Origin of the sequence: Microbacterium sp. F51-2R, from assembly GCF_052180235.1 — a bacterium.
Classification (GTDB): domain Bacteria; phylum Actinomycetota; class Actinomycetes; order Actinomycetales; family Microbacteriaceae; genus Microbacterium.
The window spans coordinates 821,995-841,251 of the sequence record NZ_CP197470.1; the positions used below are offsets into that span (position 1 = coordinate 821,995).

14 protein-coding genes are annotated in these 19,257 nt (G+C 73.6%); 4 read left to right on the forward strand and 10 right to left on the reverse strand.

Features of this window, described 5'->3' with window-relative positions; translation table 11 throughout:
• Window positions 1-3: 3 nt before the first annotated feature.
• On the reverse strand, window positions 4-822 hold the full coding sequence (gene rsmI, locus ACSBPH_RS03920) for a 16S rRNA (cytidine(1402)-2'-O)-methyltransferase (RefSeq protein ID WP_442576300.1): 819 nt from the start codon (window positions 820-822) through the stop codon (window positions 4-6).
• Between the two features lie 24 nt (window positions 823-846).
• Between rsmI and ACSBPH_RS03925 the strand changes: the two genes are divergently transcribed.
• Window positions 847-2,445: a dolichyl-phosphate-mannose--protein mannosyltransferase gene (locus ACSBPH_RS03925; protein ID WP_442576301.1), complete on the forward strand. Its 1,599-nt coding sequence runs from the start codon at window positions 847-849 to the stop codon at window positions 2,443-2,445.
• Window positions 2,446-2,468: 23 nt separating this feature from the next.
• On the opposite strand, the gene ACSBPH_RS03930 is transcribed toward ACSBPH_RS03925, so the two are convergent.
• The 6 genes from ACSBPH_RS03930 to hemE all read right to left on the reverse strand — a co-directional run bounded on the left by ACSBPH_RS03930 (window position 2,469) and on the right by hemE (window position 9,017).
• Window positions 2,469-3,797, reverse strand: a complete 1,329-nt coding sequence (locus ACSBPH_RS03930) for a glutamate-1-semialdehyde 2,1-aminomutase (protein ID WP_442576302.1) — start codon at window positions 3,795-3,797, stop codon at window positions 2,469-2,471.
• Window positions 3,794-4,789, reverse strand: a complete 996-nt coding sequence (gene hemB / locus ACSBPH_RS03935; RefSeq protein WP_442576303.1) for a porphobilinogen synthase — start codon at window positions 4,787-4,789, stop codon at window positions 3,794-3,796. The genes ACSBPH_RS03930 and hemB overlap by 4 nt, the downstream gene beginning before the upstream one ends.
• Before the next feature lie 11 nt (window positions 4,790-4,800).
• On the reverse strand, window positions 4,801-5,700 hold the full coding sequence (gene hemC / locus ACSBPH_RS03940) for a hydroxymethylbilane synthase (protein ID WP_442576304.1): 900 nt from the start codon (window positions 5,698-5,700) through the stop codon (window positions 4,801-4,803).
• Window positions 5,701-5,842: 142 nt separating this feature from the next.
• On the reverse strand, window positions 5,843-6,544 hold the full coding sequence (gene hemQ, locus ACSBPH_RS03945; protein WP_442576305.1) for a hydrogen peroxide-dependent heme synthase: 702 nt from the start codon (window positions 6,542-6,544) through the stop codon (window positions 5,843-5,845).
• Between the two features lie 105 nt (window positions 6,545-6,649).
• Window positions 6,650-7,957 (reverse strand): protoporphyrinogen/coproporphyrinogen oxidase, encoded by a 1,308-nt coding sequence (locus ACSBPH_RS03950; protein WP_442576306.1) that lies wholly within the window; start codon window positions 7,955-7,957, stop codon window positions 6,650-6,652.
• On the reverse strand, window positions 7,947-9,017 hold the full coding sequence (gene hemE / locus ACSBPH_RS03955; protein ID WP_442576307.1) for a uroporphyrinogen decarboxylase: 1,071 nt from the start codon (window positions 9,015-9,017) through the stop codon (window positions 7,947-7,949). Before hemE ends, ACSBPH_RS03950 begins: the two co-directional genes overlap by 11 nt.
• A 23-nt stretch (window positions 9,018-9,040) precedes the next feature.
• Here hemE and ACSBPH_RS03960 point away from each other — a divergent pair, with 23 nt between their 5' ends.
• Window positions 9,041-10,276 carry a glutamyl-tRNA reductase gene (locus ACSBPH_RS03960; RefSeq protein WP_442576308.1) on the forward strand — a complete coding sequence of 412 codons (1,236 nt, stop codon included), beginning with the start codon at window positions 9,041-9,043 and terminating at the stop codon, window positions 10,274-10,276.
• A gap of 467 nt (window positions 10,277-10,743) precedes the next feature.
• Here the strand turns inward: ACSBPH_RS03960 and ACSBPH_RS03965 are convergent, their stop codons facing one another.
• The 3 genes from ACSBPH_RS03965 to ACSBPH_RS03975 form a co-directional block, all read right to left on the reverse strand.
• Window positions 10,744-12,594: a thioredoxin domain-containing protein gene (locus tag ACSBPH_RS03965; RefSeq protein WP_442576309.1), complete on the reverse strand. Its 1,851-nt coding sequence runs from the start codon at window positions 12,592-12,594 to the stop codon at window positions 10,744-10,746.
• Window positions 12,595-12,605: 11 nt separating this feature from the next.
• Window positions 12,606-13,442, reverse strand: a complete 837-nt coding sequence (locus tag ACSBPH_RS03970) for an aldo/keto reductase (RefSeq protein WP_442576310.1) — start codon at window positions 13,440-13,442, stop codon at window positions 12,606-12,608.
• Window positions 13,443-13,698: 256 nt separating this feature from the next.
• Entirely contained in the window at window positions 13,699-13,926 is a 228-nt protein-coding gene (locus ACSBPH_RS03975) for a hypothetical protein (protein ID WP_442576311.1), read from the reverse strand.
• Between the two features lie 184 nt (window positions 13,927-14,110).
• Here ACSBPH_RS03975 and hrpA point away from each other — a divergent pair, with 184 nt between their 5' ends.
• Both hrpA and ACSBPH_RS03985 read left to right on the forward strand, forming a co-directional pair.
• Window positions 14,111-18,088 carry an ATP-dependent RNA helicase HrpA gene (gene hrpA / locus ACSBPH_RS03980; protein WP_442576312.1) on the forward strand — a complete coding sequence of 1,326 codons (3,978 nt, stop codon included), beginning with the start codon at window positions 14,111-14,113 and terminating at the stop codon, window positions 18,086-18,088.
• 112 nt (window positions 18,089-18,200) lie between these two features.
• Entirely contained in the window at window positions 18,201-19,142 is a 942-nt protein-coding gene (locus tag ACSBPH_RS03985; RefSeq protein WP_442576313.1) for a quinone oxidoreductase family protein, read from the forward strand.
• The last annotated feature ends 115 nt before the right edge of the window (window positions 19,143-19,257 follow it).

The following is a 19,257-nucleotide window of genomic DNA, read 5'->3' on the forward strand; positions in this document are numbered from 1 at the left end:
CGGTCAGCCCCGCGCGGCCAGCGCCGCCTGGTAGAGCTCGCGCGAGGAATGGCCGGTGTGGCCCGAGACCTCGGCCGCGGCATCCTTCAATCGCGTTCCGCCCGCCACGAGCGCCTGCACCTGCGCCACCGCCTCGTCGAAGGCGACCTCGGCGCGCGCCGCACCCTCGACCACCACGACGATCTCGCCGCGCACGCCGTCGGCGGCCCACGTCGCGAGCTCGGCGAGGGGGGCCCGCACGACCTCCTCGTGCAGCTTCGTCAGCTCGCGGCAGACGGCGGCGCGGCGGTCGTTGCCGAAGGCTGCGGCCATGTCGGAGAGGGATGCCGCGACCCGCGCGGGCGATTCGAAGAAGACCATGGTGCGAGGCTCGCGTGACAGCGCCGCGAGCGCGGCACGGCGCTCTCCGGGCTTGCGCGGCAGGAAGCCTTCGAACGTGAAGCGGTCGGTGGGCAGGCCCGCCACGGCGAGCGCGGTGATGACGGCGCTCGGCCCCGGGATCGCCGTCACGACGACTCCGGCCGCCGCGGCCGCCGCGACGACGCCGTAGCCCGGGTCGCTCACGGTCGGCATGCCGGCGTCCGACAGCAGCAGCACGTCGCCGTCGCGCGCGAGGTCGACGAGCTCCGTCGCCCGCTGCTTCTCGTTGTGGTCGTGCAGGGCGATCAGGCGCGGGCGGTTCGCGATCCCGAGGGCGGAGAGGAGCCGGAGCGTCGTGCGGGTGTCCTCCGCGGCGACGACCGTCGCGGCCTCCAATGCCTCGACCAGGCGGCGCGAGGCGTCCCCCAGGTTGCCGATGGGGGTCGCGGCCAGGATGATCACAGGTTCCAGCCTAGGCTTGTCGGCGTGACTGCCACCTCCGAGCCGCTGCTCCCGCAGCCGCTCCTGCCCGAGGTGCGTCCGACCTTCTACGAGCGCTGGCGCCTGCGCCTTGAGACCGACCCGCGCGTGCATCGGCTGTGCAGCTGGCTGGCGCCGCTGCTCGTGACGCTCCTGGCCGCACTCCTGCGGTTCTGGAACCTCGGCCAGCCGCACGAGATCGTCTTCGACGAGACGTACTACGTGAAGGATGCCTGGAGCCAGTGGCACCTCGGCTACCCCGCCACGTGGCCGAAGAACCCCGATTTCGCCTTCGCGGACGGCGCGACCGACGTGTTCACGACGAGCCCCGCCTACGTCGTGCATCCGCCGCTGGGCAAGTGGATCATCGGAGTGGGCATGGCCCTCTTCGGCCCCGACTCCTCGGTCGGGTGGCGCTTCTCGGTCGCCGTGTTCGGCACCGCGACGGTGCTCGTGCTGTACTTCCTCGCCCGGGCGCTCGGCGGCTCGATCGTCTCGGCGACGGTGACGGCGCTGTTCCTCGCCGTCGACGGACTCGGCATCGTGCTCAGCCGCGTGGGCATCCTCGACGGCATCCTCACGTTCTTCGTCGTGCTGGCCTTCTGGTTCGTCGCGCTGGACCGAAGACGACATCGGGAACGGCTCGAGGCCGCCATCGCCGCGCGCGACGACGGCCTCCCCCCGTCGTGGGGACCGGTGTTCTGGAACCGCCCGTGGATCCTCGCGGCCGGCGCGGCGATCGGTGCCGCGACGGCCGTCAAGTGGTCGGGGCTCTGGGTGCTCGCTGGCCTGGGCGTCTATCTCGTCGTCGACGACGCCCTCGCCCGCCGGAAGGCCGGGGTCCTCTTCTGGCCGGCCGACGCGCTCCGCCAGGGCGTCGTCGCCTTCGTCCTCTTCGTGCCGGTCGCCCTCGTCGTCTACCTCGCGTCGTGGACCGGCTGGCTCGTCACCGACGGCGGGTACGACCGGCACTCCGTCGACGACCACCCCGCGACCGGCCTGTGGGCATGGGTCCCGCTCCCCCTCCAGAACCTCTGGCATTATCACCAGTCGATCTACGGCTCGAACGTCAACCTCTCCACGCCTCACAACTACGCCAGCCCCGCGTGGCAGTGGCCGCTCATGCTGCGTCCGACGTCGATGTACTACTCGGGCACCGCGACCGGCGTCGAGGGCTGCACCGCCGGGGGCAGCGGCTGCTCGGAGGGCATCACGAGCATCGCCAACCCGCTGCTGTGGTGGGCGGCGGTCATCGCCGTCATCTACCTGGTGTGGCGCTGCATCGCCAAGCGCGACGGCCGGGACTGGCTCGTCCTGACGGGCGTCGTCGCGACGTACGTGCCGTGGCTGCTCTACCCGGAGCGGACGATCTTCCAGTTCTACACGATCGTCATCCTGCCGTTCATGCTGCTCGCGCTCACGACGACGCTGCGCGATCTCGCGCGGTTGAAGACGCGACGCGGCTTCACGCTGGGCCGGTGGGCGGCGGGGATCCTCATCGTCGCGGTGCTGCTCGTCTCGGTGTGGTACTACCCCGTCTGGACGGCGATGAAGGTGCCGTACGACTTCTGGTACCTGCACTTCAACCGGGCCGGCTGGATCTAGCAGCCGCCCGGGGCGGCAGCCGCTCAGCCGGGCGTGGCCGCAGCGGCCGCGCGCGCCGCGGCCGGCAGCGCGTCGAGGATGCGTCCGAGCGCCGCCTCGTCGTGCGCCGCCGTGAGGAACCATGCCTCGAAGACGCTCGGCGGGAGCGAGACCCCCGCGTCGAGCATCGCGTGGAAGAACGCCGGATACCGCCACGCCTCCTGGTCGCGCGCGTCCGCGTAGTCGCGCACGGCTCCCTCGCGGAACGCGACCGAGAAAAGGCTGCCCGCCCACGAGACAGCGTGCGCGACGCCTTCCGCGGTGAGCGCGTCGTCGAGGGCGTTCGAGACGACGGATGCCGCGGCATCCACCCGCCCGTACACCTCGGCGTCCGCCAGACGCAGCGTGGCGAGCCCCGCCGCGACCGCGAGCGGATTGCCGCTCAGGGTGCCGGCCTGATAGACGGGCCCGAGCGGGGCGAGGAGGTCGAGGAGGTCGGCGCGGCCGCCGATCGCGGCGAGCGGCATGCCGCCGCCGATGACCTTGCCGAAGGTCACGAGGTCGGGAACCCAGGACTGGCCCGCGGCCTGCTCGAGACCCCACCAGCCGGCGGGGCCGACGCGGAACCCGGTGAGCACCTCGTCGAGGAGGAACAGCGCGCCGTGCGCGTGCGCCGTCTCGATGAGGAAGCGGTTGAAGCCCTCGTCGGGGGCGAGGACGCCCGCGTTCGCGCCGGCGGCCTCCGCGATGATGGCCGCGATGCGGCCGGGGTGCGCCGCGAACGCGGCGAGGACCGCGTCGCGATCGTTGTACGGGAGGACGAGCGTGAGCCCCGCGATGGCGGCGGGGACCCCCGCCGATCCGGGGAGGCCGAGGGTCGCGACACCCGAGCCCGACTCGGCCAGCAGCCCGTCGGAGTGGCCGTGGTAGTGGCCGGCGAACTTCACGATGACATCGCGACCGGTCGCACCGCGGGCGATGCGGATCGCCGTCATCGTGGCCTCGGTGCCCGTCGAGACGAGGCGGAGCTTCTCGATGCCGGCGGTGCCGCCGACGCGGAGGCGCTCGATGACGTGCTCGGCGAGGTCGGTCTCCCCCGGCGTCGAGGCGCCGAACGAGAGTCCTCGCGCGGCGGCCGCCTGCACGGCCGCGACGACGTCGGGCTGGGCGTGCCCGAGGAGGGCCGGTCCCCACGACGCGACGAGGTCGACATACTCGCGGCCGGTCACGTCGGTGACGAGCGGCCCGCGCGCCGAGACGATCGACAGCGGCGTGCCGCCGACCGAGCCGAAGGCTCGCACCGGCGAGTTGACCCCGCCCGGGATCACGGCGCGGGCGCGGGCCGCGGCATCCGCATTCGTCGTCGCGTTCATCCGCGCGCCCACCGCTCCGCCGCTTCGATCGCCCAGTACGTCAGCACGGCGTCGGCGCCCGCGCGCACGATGCTCGTGAGGGTCTCGTCGATCGTGCGCTCGCGGTCGATCCAGCCGTTCGCGGCGGCGGCTTCGACCATCGCGTACTCGCCGCTCACCTGGTACGCCCACACCGGTACCGGCGAGACGGCGGCGGTGCCGGCCAGGACGTCGAGGTACGACATCGCGGGCTTGACCATGACGATGTCCGCGCCCTCGGCGATGTCGAGGGCGACTTCGCGGAGCCCCTCGCGGCGGTTCGCGGCGTCGAGCTGATACGTGCGGCGATCGCCCTGCAGCGAGGACTGCACGGCCTCGCGGAAGGGTCCGTAGAACGCCGAGGCGTACTTCGCGGCGTAGCCGAGGAGCGCGACGTCGCCGCGGCCGGCGTCGTCGAGCGCGCCGCGGACCGCCGCGACCTGGCCGTCCATCATGCCCGACAGTCCCAGGAGGGCCGAGCCCGCCTCGGCCTGCGCAAGGCCCATCTCGCGGTAGCGGTCGAGGGTCGCATCGTTGTCGACGCGCCCGTCGGCGTCGAGCACGCCGCAGTGGCCGTGGTCGGTGAACTCGTCGAGGCACAGGTCGGTCTGCACGACCAGCGCATCGCCCGCCTCGGCCACCGCGATCCGCGTGGCCGCATTGAGGATGCCGTCGGGATCGGTCGCCCCGGAGCCGTCCGCGTCCTTGTGCTGTGGGACGCCGAAGAGCATGACGCCGCCGATGCCGGCGGCGGCCGCACGCTGGAGCTCCGCCTTGAGCGATTCGGTCGTGTGCTGGACGACGCCCGGCATCGAACCGATCGGCACGGGCTCGGACACCCCCTCCGCGACGAAGAGCGGGAGGACGAGCTGCGAGGGGTGCACGCGGCTCTCGGCGACGAGGCGGCGCCAGGCGGGGGTCGCCCGGAGGCGCCGCGGACGGGCCGCGGGGAACGCGGCGTCGGAGAGGGACATGGATGCTCCGGTCAGGGGTTGAGGGGCGCGAGTTCGGCTGCGCCCTGCGCGAGCAGCTCGTCGGCGACGAGGCGAGCGATGTCGGCGGGCGCCTCGGCGTCGGGCGGCATCGCGTGGGAGCTCGTGACGGAGGCGCCGCCGTCGGGACGGTAGACGCGCGCCGTGAGGAAGAGGAGCCCGTCGTCGACGAACGCGCGCGCTCCGATGGGGGCCGCGCACCCGGCGTCGAGGAGCGCCAGCACTCCCCGCTCCGCCTCGGCGGCGAGACGCGTCGGGGTGTGGTCAAGGCGCGCGACGAGGTGCTCGTCGCCCGAGCGGGTCTCGACCGCCAGGGCACCCTGTGCCGGCGCCGTCGGCCAGCGGTCGAGCGAGAGGTACTCCGCCACGGCGTCGAGGCGGCCGATGCGGTCCAGGCCCGCCGCGGCGAGCACGACGGCATCGAGCGCGCGCTCGGGATCGTCGGTGGTCAGGCGCTCCAGGCGCGAGTCGATGTTGCCTCGGATGTCGACGAGCACGAGGTCGGGCCGGCGCGAGGCCAGCTGCGCTCGGCGGCGGGGCGACCCGGTGCCGACGCGCGCGCCCTCGGGGAGGTCGTCGAGGCCCGCGCCGGAGCGCGAGCAGACGACGTCGCGCGCGTCCGCGCGCACGGGAACGGCGCCGATCGCGAGGCCGTCGGCGGGCGCGGTCGGAAGATCCTTGAAGGAGTGGACCACGGCATCCACCTCCCCCGCGCGCAGCGCTTCGCGCAGCGCCGTCGCGAAGACGCCCGTGCCGCCGAGCGAGGCGAGCGAGGCGGTGCTGCGGTCGCCCTCGGAGACGATCGGGACGAGCTCGCCGCCCAGCGCCTCGGCGACGGTGCCCGCCTGCGCCCGGGCGAGCGTGCTGGCGCGGGTGCCGATGCGGAGGCTCATCAGCCCACCCGTCCTTCGCGAGACGTCGCGAACGGTGCCCCGGAACGGCGTGTCGCGGTGCGTCCGTGAAGCCTCGCGGAGGGGGCGACGGGCGCGCCGCGGAGCGCAGCCGGGAGGGCGGAGGCGAGGGCTGGGGGCTGGGTCACGAGAGGACCTCGGCGAGCTCGTCGGGCGTGATGCGCCGGCCGGTGAAGAAAGGGACCTCTTCGCGCACGTGGCGCCGCGCCTCGGTCGCACGGAGGTGACGCATGAGGTCGACGAGGTCGGTCACGTCGTCGGCCTCCAGCGCGAGGATCCACTCGTAGTCGCTGAGCGCGAAGGTCGCGACGGTGTTGCTCTGCACCTGCGGGAAATCGCGCCCCATACGGCCGTGATCGGCGAGCATCTGGCCGCGCTCCGCCGAGGGGAGGATGTACCACTCGTAGCTGCGGACGAAGGGGTAGACCGTGAGCCAGCCCTTCGGCGCGAGACCGCGCGCGAACGCGGGCGCGTGGTCGCGGCTGAACTCCGCGTCGCGGTGCACGCCGAGGGTGTTCCACGTCGGGAGGAGCGGCGCGAACTCGCGCGACCGACGCAGGGCACGGAGCGCGGACTGGAGCTCCTCGGCGGAGTCACCGACGAGCCAGACGAGCACGTCGGCGTCGGCGCGCAGGCCCGACACGTCGTAGATCGCGCGCACGGTGTCACCGAGGTCACCGACGACCTCCGCCGCGGCGGGCGCGCCGTCGGGCACGGGGGCGGGGTGCGGGTCGCGGCGGAACACGGCCCACAGTCCGAAATAGAGGGTGCCTCCCGAAGAGGCGTCGGTCGTCGCGGTCTGCTGCTCGTGGGTCCGATCGGTCACGGTTCCATCTTCTCTCCTGCTCGAAGGCCCCGGCGAATCCGTCTCGTCTCCGAGAGTTCTCGCAGGTCGCCGCGCGGAACGGAGGGTCGGGATTCGAGCGGATCGTCACGCTCCGGTGATCTCCCGCGCGATCCGCTCCGCGTGCGGCACGACGGAGGCGAGCCCCGTGCCCGACACGGTCTCGCCCACCGCGACCACGTCGTCAGCGAGAACGTCGTCAGCGAGCGCGTCGCCGGCAGCCAGCATGTCGGCAGGCGCATCGCCCCCCGCGACCACGCCGTCGACGAGCCGCGGCGTCACGCGCTCCCACGTGTGCCGGGTCGCTTCGTGCAGCTCGCGCAGGGGGCTTCCGAGAAGGATGCCGGCATCCCGCGTCGCCGTCGCGACCGCGTCATCCGGCACGCCGTCGTACGAGAGCCGCACGGCGTGGCGACCGGGGAGCGCTTCGGCGACCCACTCCCACTTGGCGGTGAGATGCGTCAGCGCCCGCGCGTCGACGCCCGGCGCATCGGGGGCGACGAGGAGTCCCGTGCCCCGCGGCGCCGCGTCCCAGCCGGGCGCGTCGGCGACGAGTGTCACGAGGGTCACGCGGCGTGACGCACCGCCGCGGGTTCCGCCGGCGCGCACGACGACGCCTTCGCGCCGCCGCCCGCCGACGACGACCCCGTTCGCGTCCCACTCCTCGACGCGCGCGCCGAGCTCGATGCCGACGCCGAGCCGTCGGCAGTCCGCCGCGAGGGCGTCGACGAGCCGGAACATCCCGCCGCGGATACCGGCGACCTGCGACCCGGCCGGCGCGGCGGCCCGGAGCGCCCGGACGGCGGCCGCGAGCGACCCGCGCTCGAGGATCTCGGCGCGAAGCCGAGGATGGGCGCGCTCGAGGGGCACGGCATCGGCGCTGACCGAGTGCACGCCGCGCACGATGGGGCCGACGAGCCCGTCGACGACGGCGTCGCCCATGCGCGCGCGCACGAGCTCGCCGAGGGACGAGGCATCCGTCCCCGTCGAAGCCGGGAGGTCTGCATCGCGAGCCGCCCGCTCGGCGGCCTCGCGCCCGATCACGCGCACGACGTCGTCGGCGAGGGGCTCGCCCGGGATGCCGAGGAGTCCCGCCGCGGGGAGCGGCACGGCGCTGCCGTCGGAGCGCTGCAGCCATGCCGGCGCGGGGTTCGGCGTCACGATGTCGCCGGCGAGGCCGAGTTCCTCGAGGAGGGCCGCGACGGACCCGCCGCGCGTCGCGAAGGACTCCGCCGCGGCATCCAGCTGGATCCCCGCGATGCGCTGGCGGGCGACCTGCCCGCCGAGGGCATCGGCCTGCTCGAAGAGGGTGACCGACACCCCCTCGAGGGCGAGGCGGCGGGCGACGACCAGGCCGCCGACGCCGCCCCCGACGACCAGGACGTCAGAGGGCATGCACGAGTTCGACGATGCGCGTCAGCACGTCGGGGTCGGTGTCGGGCGGCACGCCGTGGCCGAGGTTGACGATGTGGGCGGGGGCGGCGGCGCCGCGCTCCACGACATCACGCACGTGCGCCTCGACGAGGTTCCACGGCGCGGTCAGGAATGCGGCATCGATGTTGCCCTGGAGCGGAAGCCGGCCGCCGAGGCGCTCGTTGGCCTCGTCGAGCGGGAGACGCCAATCGATGCCGATGACATCGGCGCCCAGGGGCGGCAGCAGATCGAGCATCTCGCTCATGCCGAGGCCGAAGTGGATCTTCGGCACCTCGAAGCCGCGCAGGGCATCGAAGGCGCGGCGCGAGTGCGGCGCGACGCGGCGCTGGTAGTCGTTGCGCGAGAGCGATCCGGCCCAGGAGTCGAACAGCTGCACGACGCTCGCACCCGCCTCGACCTGCGCACGGAGGAACGCGCCGGTGACATCGGCGCACCAGTTGAGCAGCGTCGCCCAGGTGCGCGGATCGGTGCGCATGAGGGCGCGGGCACGCAGCTGGTCCTTCGACGGACCGCCCTCGATGAGATAGCTCGCAAGGGTGTAGGGGGCGCCGCCGAAGCCGACGAGCGGCGTGCCGCCGAGCTCCCGCACCACGATCGAGACGGCTTCGGAGATCGGGGCGAGCCGTTCGGGTTCGAGCGGGCGCAGACGCAGGACATCGGATGCCGTGCGCACCGGCTCCTCGAGCACCGGGCCGCGGCCCGGCACGATCTTCACATCGACGCCGGCAAGGAGGACGGGCACCACGATGTCGCTGAAGAACACGGCCGCATCGACGCCGTGGCGGCGGACGGGCTGCAACGTGATCTCCGCCGCGAGCGCGGGGTCGAGGCACGCGTCGAGCATCTCGGTTCCGGCCCGGCTCGCGCGGTACTCCGGGAGGGATCTGCCTGCCTGGCGCATGAACCACACGGGGAGGGTCTCGGGGCGGTCGCCGTGCGCCGCGCGCACGAGAGGGGAGGCGGACGTCCGTCCGTCGCGGAGCGGATGGGAAGCTGGGAGCGCACTCGAAGGCGATGACACTCGTCCAGGCTAAACTCGTCGCGATGTTGTTCTGCCTGACGGCGAACCACCGGAACACCGACTTCGATGTCCTCGATCGCATTTCGAGGGCCGCGGACTCGACCGGAGCCGACGTAGTCGCCGCACACGATTTCGTGCGCGGCGCCGTCGTGCTGGCCACGTGCAACCGCTTCGAGACCTACCTCGAGCTCGACGACCCGGTCACCGGCGGGGTCGCCCTCGCGCGGGAGGCGGTCCTCGAGGCGGTCGCCGAGTCGACGGGGACGGATGCCGAGGCCCTCCGCCAGTCGGCGGTCGTCCTCAGCGGAGACGACGTGGTGCGACACCTGTTCGCCGTGAGCTCGGGGCTCGAGTCGATGGTCATCGGCGAGGAGGAGATCAGCGGCCAGGTGCAGCGCTCCCTCCGCGCCGCGCGCGAGGCGGGCACGAGCAGCACGCAGCTCGAGCAGGCCTTCCAGCGCGCCGCCCGTGCCACCCGCGAGGTGCGCGCCAAGGCGGATCTCGCGGCGGCCGGCCGCTCGCTCGCGCGGCTCGCCCTCGACCTCGCCGACTCGCGCGTGACCGATTGGGACGCGATCCCCGTGCTCCTCGTGGGCACGGGGCGCTACGCCGCCACGACGATCGCGGCCCTGCAGGCCCGCGGCGCCGGCAATGTGCGCGTGTACTCGGCGACGGGCCGGGCCGACGCCTTCGCTCGCAAGTACGGCGTGCGCGCCGAGCACGAGCTCCGCGACGCGATCGCCGCGGCCGACATCGTCATCACCTCGACGGCCCGCTACACGATCGGCCCCGCCGACATCCCCGACGACCGGCCGCGCCTCGTGATCGACCTGGGCCTGCCCCGCAACGTCGAGCCGGCCGTCGGCGACCTGCCCGGCATCGACCTCCTCGACCTCGAGCTGATCGGCCGTCACGCGGCCCTCGCCGAGCTCGGCGCGGGGGCGCACGAGGTCGTGGGCTCCGCCGTCGCGACCTTCCACGCCGAGCGCGCCGCCGCCCCCGCGATCGTCGCGTGGCGCACCCACGTGCAGTCGGTGCTGGATGCGGAGCTCGGCAGGCTGCGCCCCGACGACGACCGTGCCGCTGCGGCACTGCGGCACCTTGCCGGCGTCCTCTCGCACGGTCCGACCACGCGCGCCCGCGAATTCGCCGCCGCCGGACGCCTCGACGAGTTCGAGCGCGCCCTCGAGACGGTGTTCGGCGTCGAGGTGGCCTCGGGCCCGTCGATGGTCGCCGACGACGAGCGCGCCGCCGGCTGATCCGGGCGGGGCGCGGCGCGGCGCGCCGGGCCGCGGCATCCGCCACCCGCCCCTCGCCCGCCACCCGCCCCTCATCCGCCCCCCCCCCCCCCGCGCGTCGAGAACATACGAAGTCGCCGAAACCACACGACACCGGCGCGAATAGCGTGTGCTCTCGGCGAGTACGTACGAACCCGACACCAGGGGCCTAGGGGCGACGACGGATGCCGCGAGCCACGCCCCCTCGAAGGTCGGTCCGCACCCGCGCGGCGCGGCGCGCCGGGCCGCGGCATCCGTCACCCGCCCCTCGCCCGCCACCCACCCCCCGCGCGTCGAGAACATACGAACTCGCCGAAACCACACGACACCGGCGCGCACAGCGTGTGCACTCGGCGAGTACGTACGAACCCGACACCAGGGGCCTAGGGGCACGACGGATGCCGCGAGCCACGCCACCCCCGCAGGTCTACGCCCGCCCGGCGTAAAGCTCAGGGCTGGAGGTCGGCCGGATCGGTCACCGGCAGCCGGCACGCGAAGTCGCGGCAGTCGTAGGCGGTCGCGCGGCCGGCGCGCTGGGTCTTGTCGGCGAAGAGGGTGAAGCCGGCCTCCGCGAAGGCGGAGGCCTGGGCCGGCGTCACGACGGCGATGACGTCGGCGGCGGCATCGGCCGCGTACTCCCGCGCGGCCTCGGCGAGCGGGTCCGACGCGTCGCCCACCACGACGACCTGCCGCGGCGCGGCGGAGAGCGTCGCCGCGACCCGCAGCAGCGATCCGTGGGCGAGCGGCTGCGCGAGCGCCGCCGCCGCGTGCTCCGCGACGAGACGCTCGGCGAGCGCGCGGTCGTCCTCTCCCCCGCCGAGGAGCCACAAGGCCGCGGCGGCCCCTGCGATCGCGGCCACACCGGAGGGCTCGTCGCCGTCGGACGAGGCATCCGGAGCCTGCACGCCCTGGGCCGCCAGAACGGGATCGATCCCGGCAGGGGCCCGCAGCGACCCGTCTTCGGCGACGCACGCGTCGACCAGCGACCGCGCCCGCACCGCGTAGGCGACCTCACCCGTGGCGAGCGCGAGCGCGATGAGCCCCTCGGCGAGCTGACCGTGGTCGGCGATCGTCGCGGGCGCTCGCGAGGCGATCTCGTCGAGCGAGGCCCGCACGAGCCGCCCGTCGGCGCCCACGTTCGCGGTCAGCACGGCATCGGCCGCCCACCGAGCCGTCTCGATCCACTCCGGCTCCCCCAGCCGCGCACCGGCGCGGGCGAGGGCGCCGATCGCCAGGCCGTTCCAGCCGGTCACGACCTTGCCGTCGACGGCCGGCGGCTCGAGTTCCGCGCGGGTCGCGGCATCTCGTGCGTAGTACCCGCCCTCGCTGCGGGCGTCGTCGATCCACGACTCGGAGTCCTGGGCGGCGCCGAACCCGCCGGCGGGCTGCTGCAGCACGTCGCGGAGGAACCCGACGACGCCCCGCGCCGTCGCCACATCGCCCGCATCGAGGGCGACGTCGAGCAGCTGCGCGTTGTCGGTGAGCATGCGCTCGTAGTGCGGCACGGTCCAGTCGCGCCGTGTCGCATACCGGAAGAATCCGCCTTCGACGGGGTCGCGCAGCTCCGAGGCGGCCATTGCGGCGAGCGCGCGGTCTGCGACGACGGATGCCTCGGCCGCCCGCTCCCGCACGAGCCGCGTCTGCAGGAACCGCAGCGCCGTCGCGACGGGGAACTTCGGCGCGCTCGCAGCGCCGCCCCAGAAGCCGCCGTACTCGGGGTCCTCGCGAGCCGCGACCGCCCGGGCGGCGTCGGCGACCGAGGCGGCATCCGGAGCATCCGCCGCAGCGGATCCCGAGCCCCGCACGTCGGCGAGGGCCTCCGCGATCGCGCGCGACGTGCCGATCGCGGCCTCTCGCCGTTCGGTCCATGCCTCGTGCACGGCCTCGAGCACCTGCAGGAACGACGGCATGCCGGTGCGGGGCGCGGGCGGGAAGTAGGTGCCGGCGTAGAAGGGGCCGCCGTCCGGTGTCGTGAAGACGCTCAGCGGCCAGCCCAGGCTCTGTGTGAAGGCGCCTGCCGCCGCCATGTAGGCCGCGTCGACCTCGGGATGCTCCTCCCGGTCGACCTTGATCGCGACGAACCTGTCGTTGAGGATCGCGGCGGTGGCGGCATCCTCGAACGACTCCCGGGCCATGACATGGCACCAGTGGCACGTCGAGTACCCGATCGAGACGAAGACCGGCACGTCGCGCCGGCGCGCCTCCGCGAACGCCTCTTCTCCCCACGCATACCACGCGACGGGATTGCCGGCGTGGAGGCGCAGGTAGGGGCTCGCGGAGGCGGCCAGACGCTCGTTCATGGCGTCGCGGGTCAGTTGACCTCGTCGGGGTGGGCGCTGACGCGGCCGGAGCCGTCGCCGGTGTCCATCGCGTCGATGGCCGAGACCTCGGCATCGGTCAGCTCGAAGTCGAAGACGTCGAGGTTCTCTTCGAGCCGCTCGCGCCGCACCGACTTCGGGAAGACGATGAAGCCGTGCTGGATGTGCCAGCGGAGGACCGCCTGCGCGGGCGTCTTGCCGTGCGCGGCCGCGGCCTCGGCGACGGCGGGAGCCCCGAAGAGGTCGTACTTGCCCTGGCCGAGCGGTCCCCAGGCTTCGATGCGCACATCGTGCGCGGCGGCCCAGTCGGTGACGTCGCGCTGCTGGTAGGCGGGGTGCAGCTCGATCTGGTCGACGGCGGGCACGACGCCCGTGGCCTGCACGATCTTCTCGAGGTGCGGCACGAGGTGGTTCGAGACGCCGATCGAGCGAGTGAGCCCGGCATCGCGGATCTCGATCATCTTCTGCCACGCGTGGAGGTAGTTGTCGGCCGCGGGAGTCGGCCAGTGCACGAGGTAGAGGTCGACCTTCTCGAGGCCGAGCTTGTCGAGGCTCTCGCGGATCGCGGCGTGCGGCTCCTCGCCGTCGTGGCGGTCGTTCCAGAGCTTGGTCGTGATGTAGAGCTCGTCGCGCGCGAGGCCGCTCGTCGCGATCGCCGCGCCGACGCCCTCCTCGTTGCCGTAGATGGCCGCGGTGTCGATGTGGCGGTATCCGACCTCGAGGGCCTCGCTCACGGCCCGCTCGGTGTCGGCGGGAGGAACCCGGAAGACGCCGTAGCCGAGCTGCGGGATTTCGTTGCCGTCATTGAGCTTCACGGTGGGGATCGTCATCCGTCCAGCCTATGGGCGCACCGTCTGCGGGGCTCGGGGTCGCGCCCGGCGGGCGAGTGTGAGACCCTGCCGCCCGTCCGACGCGCGAACGGACGCGCGGACGGTCGCGCGGGCGGGCGGGCGGGCAGACGGGCGGGCAGACGGGCCCGCCACCAAAAACCCGATCAGCGGCTCGACACAACCCCCGGAGACACCGACGGCGGCCCGGATCCGCAGATCCGAGCCGCCGCCGCCCTGGAGGAGTGAGCGGGAGGCGTCACTCGCCGCCGCAGAGGCCGGTGGCCGCGGCGTTCTTGGCCTGGCCGCCGCCGAGACCCTGGACGAGCTGGCCCACGTTCTCGAAGCCGGCGAAGCCCTGCGTGTTGACGGTCTTGTGCACCTGGCCGAAGCACGCGGCGTCGGCGGGCGCGGCGTTGGCCGCGGTTCCGGCGAGGCCGGCCATGACGAGGCCTGCGATGAATCCGGTGGCGAGAATGCGCTTCATTGGACTTTTCCCATCTGTCGGGGGGTGCGGGTTGCATCCGATATCCACTTCTTCCCGTGGCCCGACGGGTTTGGATGCAGTCGCGCAGATCTTTTTCGACACTTCCGTCGGGACCTCGCCCTCGATCGCTCCCGGCAGACGCCCCGGCACCCGGCCGTCCTGCCGCGTTCTACGATGGAAGGCTATGTCCGCGCCCGGCCCCGTCATCGCCTACCCGCCCGAGCTGCCCGTCAGCGCGGCGCGGGACGAGATCGCCCGCGCCATCCGCGACAACCAGGTCGTGATCGTCGCGGGAGCGACCGGGTCGGGCAAGACGACGCAGCTGCCGAAGATCTGCCTCGAGCTCGGTCGCACGAAGATCGCCCACACCCAGCCCCGCAGGATCGCGGCCCGGTCGATCGCCGAGCGCATCGCCGAAGAGCTGCAGGTGCCGCTCGGCACGACCGTCGGCTACAAGGTGCGCTTCACCGACAAGGTCTCGGCCGACACGAGCATCGCCCTCATGACCGACGGCATCCTGCTCAACGAGATCCACCGCGACCGGCTGCTGCGCCGCTACGACACGATCATCGTCGACGAGGCGCACGAGCGCTCCCTCAACGTCGACTTCCTGCTGGGCTACCTCAAGCGCATCCTGCCCCAGCGCCCCGACCTCCGCGTCGTCATCACGTCGGCCACGATCGACCCCGAGAGCTTCGCGAAGCATTTCGGCCCCGCACCCGACGAGCCCGCCCCCATCATCGAGGTCTCGGGACGCACCTACCCGGTCGAGATCCGCTATCGGGCGACGGATGCCTCGGCAGCCGCCGACGGCGCCGACGACGTGGACGGCATCACGGCGGCACTGCGCGAACTCGATCGCGAAGCGGCGGGCGATGTGCTCGTGTTCCTCCCCGGCGAGGCCGAGATCCGCGACGCGATGGATGCCGTGCGCGGCATGTACGCCAAGGATGCGGCCCCCACCGAGGTCCTGCCGCTCTACGGGCGGTTGAGCTCGGCCGAGCAGCACCGCGTCTTCGAGCGCTCCGGGGTCGCCGGCGTCCGCCGCCGCGTCATCCTCTCGACGAACGTCGCCGAGACGAGCCTCACCGTCCCCGGCATCCGCTACGTCGTCGACACCGGCACGGCCCGCATCTCGCGGTACAGCAATCGCAGCAAGATCCAGCGTCTGCCCATCGAGGCGATCTCGCAGGCGTCGGCGCAGCAGCGTTCCGGTCGTGCCGGGCGGACCGCGCCCGGCATCGCGATCCGCCTCTACTCCGAAGAGGACTTCGAGCGCCGCGACGAGTTCACCGAGCCCGAGATCCTCCGCACGAGCCTGGCCTCCGTCATCCTGCAGATGCTCTCGCTGGGCTTCGGCGACATCTCGTCGTTCCCCTTCCTCACTCCCCCCGACTCGCGGGGCGTCAAGGCGGCGCTCGACCTCCTCGTCGAGCTCGGCGCCGTGCAGCCCGAGGGCGGCCGCGACCAGCGCGCAGGCGAGCGCGGGCCGCGCCTGACCGACCTCGGCCGCGAGATCGCGCGTCTGCCCATCGACCCGCGGTTCGCGCGGATGCTGCTCGAGGCGCGCAAGGCGGGAGTGCTGCGCGATGTCATGGCGATCGTCGCCGGCATGTCGATCCAGGACGTCCGCGAGCGTCCCGAGGAGCGCCGCGAAGAGGCCGACCGCCTGCACGCGCGCTTCACCGATCCGACGAGCGACTTCCTCACCCTCCTCAACCTCTGGAACCACCTGCAGGAGCAGCAGTCCGCGCTCGGGTCGAGCGCCTTCCGGCGGCTGTGCCGCGCGGAGCACCTCAACTACGTGCGCGTCCGGGAATGGGTCGACGTGCACCGGCAACTCTCGTCGCTCCTCGGGCGCCCGAAGCCGGCGACGGATGCCGAGGCCGACCCCGACGCGATCCACAAGTCGATCCTCTCCGGCCTCCTCTCGCACCTCGGCATCCTCGACGAGCGCCGCCGCACGCCCGAGGGCCGCGGGGGCTCCGCACCCAAGGGCCGCGCCCCGGCCGCCGAGTACATCGGCGCGCGCGGCGCGCGGTTCGCTATCTTCCCCGGCTCGGGGCTGCGCAAGAAGTCTCCGAGCGCCGTCATGGCCGCCGAACTCGTCGAGACCTCGCGTCTCTTCGCGCGCACGGTGGCCTCGATCGATCCCGCGTGGGCGGAGCCCCTCGCCGGCGACCTCGCCAAGCGCTCGCTGAGCGAGCCGCACTGGTCGAAGGCGGCGGGCGCGGCATCCGCCTACGAGAAGGTCACTCTCTTCGGCGTCGAGATCATCCCCAAGCGACGCGTGCAGCTCGCGCGGTTCGACCGGCCGTTCGCCCGCGAGCTGTTCCTGCGGCACGCCCTCGTCGAGGGGGAATGGGATGCCTCGGCACTCGACAAGCGCCTGACCGCCTTCGAGCGGCGCAACCTCGAACTGCGCCGCCGCCTGGAGAAGATCGAGGAGCGCGAGCGCCGCCGCGACATCCTCGCGGGCGACGAGGCCGTCTTCGCGTTCTACGACGCGCGAATCCCGCGCGACGTCTTCGATCTGCGCTCCTTCGAGACGTGGTGGCGGGAGGCCTCGAACCGCACGCCGAAGCTCCTCGACATGACCGAGGCCGACCTCGCCGGCGACGTGCAGCGCAGCGACGAGCGGGATTTCCCCGCGCGCTGGCGGCAGGGCGATCAGGTGCTCTCGCTCGCCTACCGGTTCGAACCCGGAGCGCCCGACGACGGCGTGACGGCGGTCGTGCCGCTCGCCCTCCTCGCGCAGTTGCGCCCCGATGGGTTCGACTGGCAGGTGCCGGGCATGCGCGACGAGCTCATCGCGGGTCTCATCCGCTCCCTCCCCAAGGCGATCCGCCGTCACGTCGTGCCCGCTGCGGACTGGGCGGCGACCTTCGCCGGAGAGCTCGAGGGCCAGGGCCCCGAGTCCCACACGGGGCTTCCGCCGACGACGCTGCGCTCCGCGCTCGCCGCCCGCATCCAGCGGATCGCGAACCAGCCGGTGACCAGCGCCGACTTCGACCTCGAGCGCGTGCCGGGCCACCTTCTCGTCTCGTTCCGCGCCGTGGATGAGCGCGGACGCACGGTCGGCTCGGACCGCGATCTCACTGCGCTGCAGGACCGGCTCGCGGGCCGGGCGCGGTCGGCGGTGAGCCGCTCGCTCTCCTCCTCCCCGGCGGCCGGCCCCCGGCCGTCGAGCGGTCGCGGCGAGGGCGAGCGTCGCGTGCCATCCGGCGGAACCGCAGCCGGCACGAGCACGGGCGCGGCGGGCAGCGGCGCACCGAGCGCCGCCGGCACGTTCGCCGAGCAGACGGGCCTCACCGAGTGGACGTTCGGCGACCTCCCCGAAGTCGTCGACACGCGGGTCGCGGGCGGCGTCGTGCGCGGCTACCCCGCGATCGTCGACGAAGGCGCGAGTGTCGCGGTGCGCATCGAGGCCACCCCCGAGGCCGCTGCGCGCGCGACCCGCGCGGGCGTGCGGCGCCTCGCCTTGCTGGCCGTCGCCTCGCCCACCCCGTACGTGCTCGACCACCTCACCTCGGCCGAGAAGCTCGCGCTCGCAGCATCCCCCTACCCTTCCGCGAAGGCACTCATCGAAGACGCGCGGGTCGCGGTGGCCGATGCCGTCATCGCCCGTGTCGCGCCCGACGGGGTCGTGCGCACGCGCGGCGGGTTCGACCGCGTACGCGACGCGCTCTCGGCCGCGATCGTCGACGACCTCTTCCAGACCGTGTCGCTCGTCGCGCGCATCCTGACGGCGGCCCGCGATGTCGAGCGGGCCGTCCGCGAGCAGAACTCGCTGACGATGCTGGCCGCCCTCGGCGACGTCAAGAATCAGCTCGCCGGGCTCGTGTACCCGGGCTTCGTGTCGCGGACGGGCACCGCGCGGCTCGCCCACCTGCCGCGCTACCTGCGCGGAGCCCTCGATCGCGTGAAGACCCTCTCCGACAACCCCGGCCGCGACCGTCAGCGCCTCACCGAGTTCGAGCGTGCAGCGGCGGTCTACGCCGAGGCGGGGGGCGTCATCCCGCCCGCGACGGACGCGTCCGCCCCCCTCGTGCACGCGAGGTGGCTGCTCGAGGAGTATCGCGTGAGCCTCTTCGCCCAGTCGCTCGGAACCGCCGAGCCCGTCTCGCTGCAGCGGCTGCAGAAGGCGCTCCGCGAGGCCTGAGCGGGCCTGAGCGGGCCTGAGCGACGCCCGCCGCACGATGTTCCGAGACGGCGGATGCCGCGCCCACGACCGCATCGGAATATCCGGCGCGCCCCACGAGGTTGGTCACACCATGGCATACGCGATCGTCTACTCCGAGTTCGGCGGACCCGAGGTCCTCACCGTGACAGAGGTCCCCGACCCGGTCGCCGGTGAGGGCGAGCTGGCGATCCGGGTGGAGGCGGCGGGCGTCAATCCGATCGATGCGAAGCTGCGGTCGGGCCGGCGCCCGAGCGGACCGATCACGACCCCGCGCCGCGTGGGAGCCGACGTCGGGGGTGTCGTGACCGCCGTCGGCGCGCGGGTCGACGGCTTCCGCGTCGGCGATGCCGTGGCGGCGTTCGGCGTGCAGGGCGCATACGCGACCGATCTCGTCGTGCGGGCCTCCCAGGTGCACCAGCGACCGCCGCAGGTCTCGGCGGCCGAGGCCGCAGCGCTCGGGATCCCGATCGGCACGGCGTATCAGGCGCTGCGCTCCCTCGACGTCGGGCCGCGCGACACGCTGCTGCTTCACGCCGGCTCGGGTGCCGTCGGCCAGGCCGCCATCCAGTTCGCGGTGATGTGGGGCGCGAGCGTCATCGCGACGTCGTCACCGCGGCGCTTCGACCGCGTGCGTGCTCTCGGCGCCGTGCCGGTGGCCTACGGGGAGGGGCTGGCCGATCGCGTGCGCGAGCTCGCGCCGGACGGCCCCACCGTCGTCATCGACGCCGCCGGCACCGACGACGCCCTCGCGGCGTCGATCGAACTCCTCGCCGACAAGAGCCGTATCGCGACGCTCGTGCGCGGACGGGACGCGGCGAGCCTCGGCATCCGCGCCTTCTCGGGTGGGAGCCCCGAGGCGCTCACCGAGCAGCAGCTCGCGTGGCGGGCCGAGGCGATCCCGGTCGCCCTCGCCCTCATGGCCGCGGGCGCGTTCTCGGTCGAGCTCGGCCCCTCGTTCCCCCTCGCCGACGCGGCCCGCGCGCACGAGACGCTCGAGGCGGGTAGCGACGGGAAGATCGTCCTCGTCCCCTGACCCGCCCGGTCCGCCACGCGGACCCAGGCGGTTCGCTGCGCGGACCCGGGCGCTTCGCCGCGCCGATCCGGCCACGTTCGACCTCGCTGATCGGGCCGGTCACGCCACGGGATCA

What these genes read in the sequence shown, in the direction of transcription:
- ACSBPH_RS03970 (WP_442576310.1), bottom strand. Translation starts at nt 13,442, where the DNA reads ATGACGATCCCCACCGTGAAGCTCAATGACGGCAACGAAATCCCGCAG.
- ACSBPH_RS03985 (WP_442576313.1), top strand. Translation starts at nt 18,201, where the DNA reads ATGGCATACGCGATCGTCTACTCCGAGTTCGGCGGACCCGAGGTCCTC.
- hemB (WP_442576303.1), bottom strand. Translation starts at nt 4,789, where the DNA reads ATGTCCCTCTCCGACGCCGCGTTCCCCGCGGCCCGTCCGCGGCGCCTC.
- hrpA (WP_442576312.1), top strand. Translation starts at nt 14,111, where the DNA reads ATGTCCGCGCCCGGCCCCGTCATCGCCTACCCGCCCGAGCTGCCCGTC.
- ACSBPH_RS03950 (WP_442576306.1), bottom strand. Translation starts at nt 7,957, where the DNA reads ATGCCCTCTGACGTCCTGGTCGTCGGGGGCGGCGTCGGCGGCCTGGTC.
- ACSBPH_RS03975 (WP_442576311.1), bottom strand. Translation starts at nt 13,926, where the DNA reads ATGAAGCGCATTCTCGCCACCGGATTCATCGCAGGCCTCGTCATGGCC.
- ACSBPH_RS03965 (WP_442576309.1), bottom strand. Translation starts at nt 12,594, where the DNA reads ATGAACGAGCGTCTGGCCGCCTCCGCGAGCCCCTACCTGCGCCTCCAC.
- ACSBPH_RS03930 (WP_442576302.1), bottom strand. Translation starts at nt 3,797, where the DNA reads ATGAACGCGACGACGAATGCGGATGCCGCGGCCCGCGCCCGCGCCGTG.
- ACSBPH_RS03960 (WP_442576308.1), top strand. Translation starts at nt 9,041, where the DNA reads ATGTTGTTCTGCCTGACGGCGAACCACCGGAACACCGACTTCGATGTC.
- hemC (WP_442576304.1), bottom strand. Translation starts at nt 5,700, where the DNA reads ATGAGCCTCCGCATCGGCACCCGCGCCAGCACGCTCGCCCGGGCGCAG.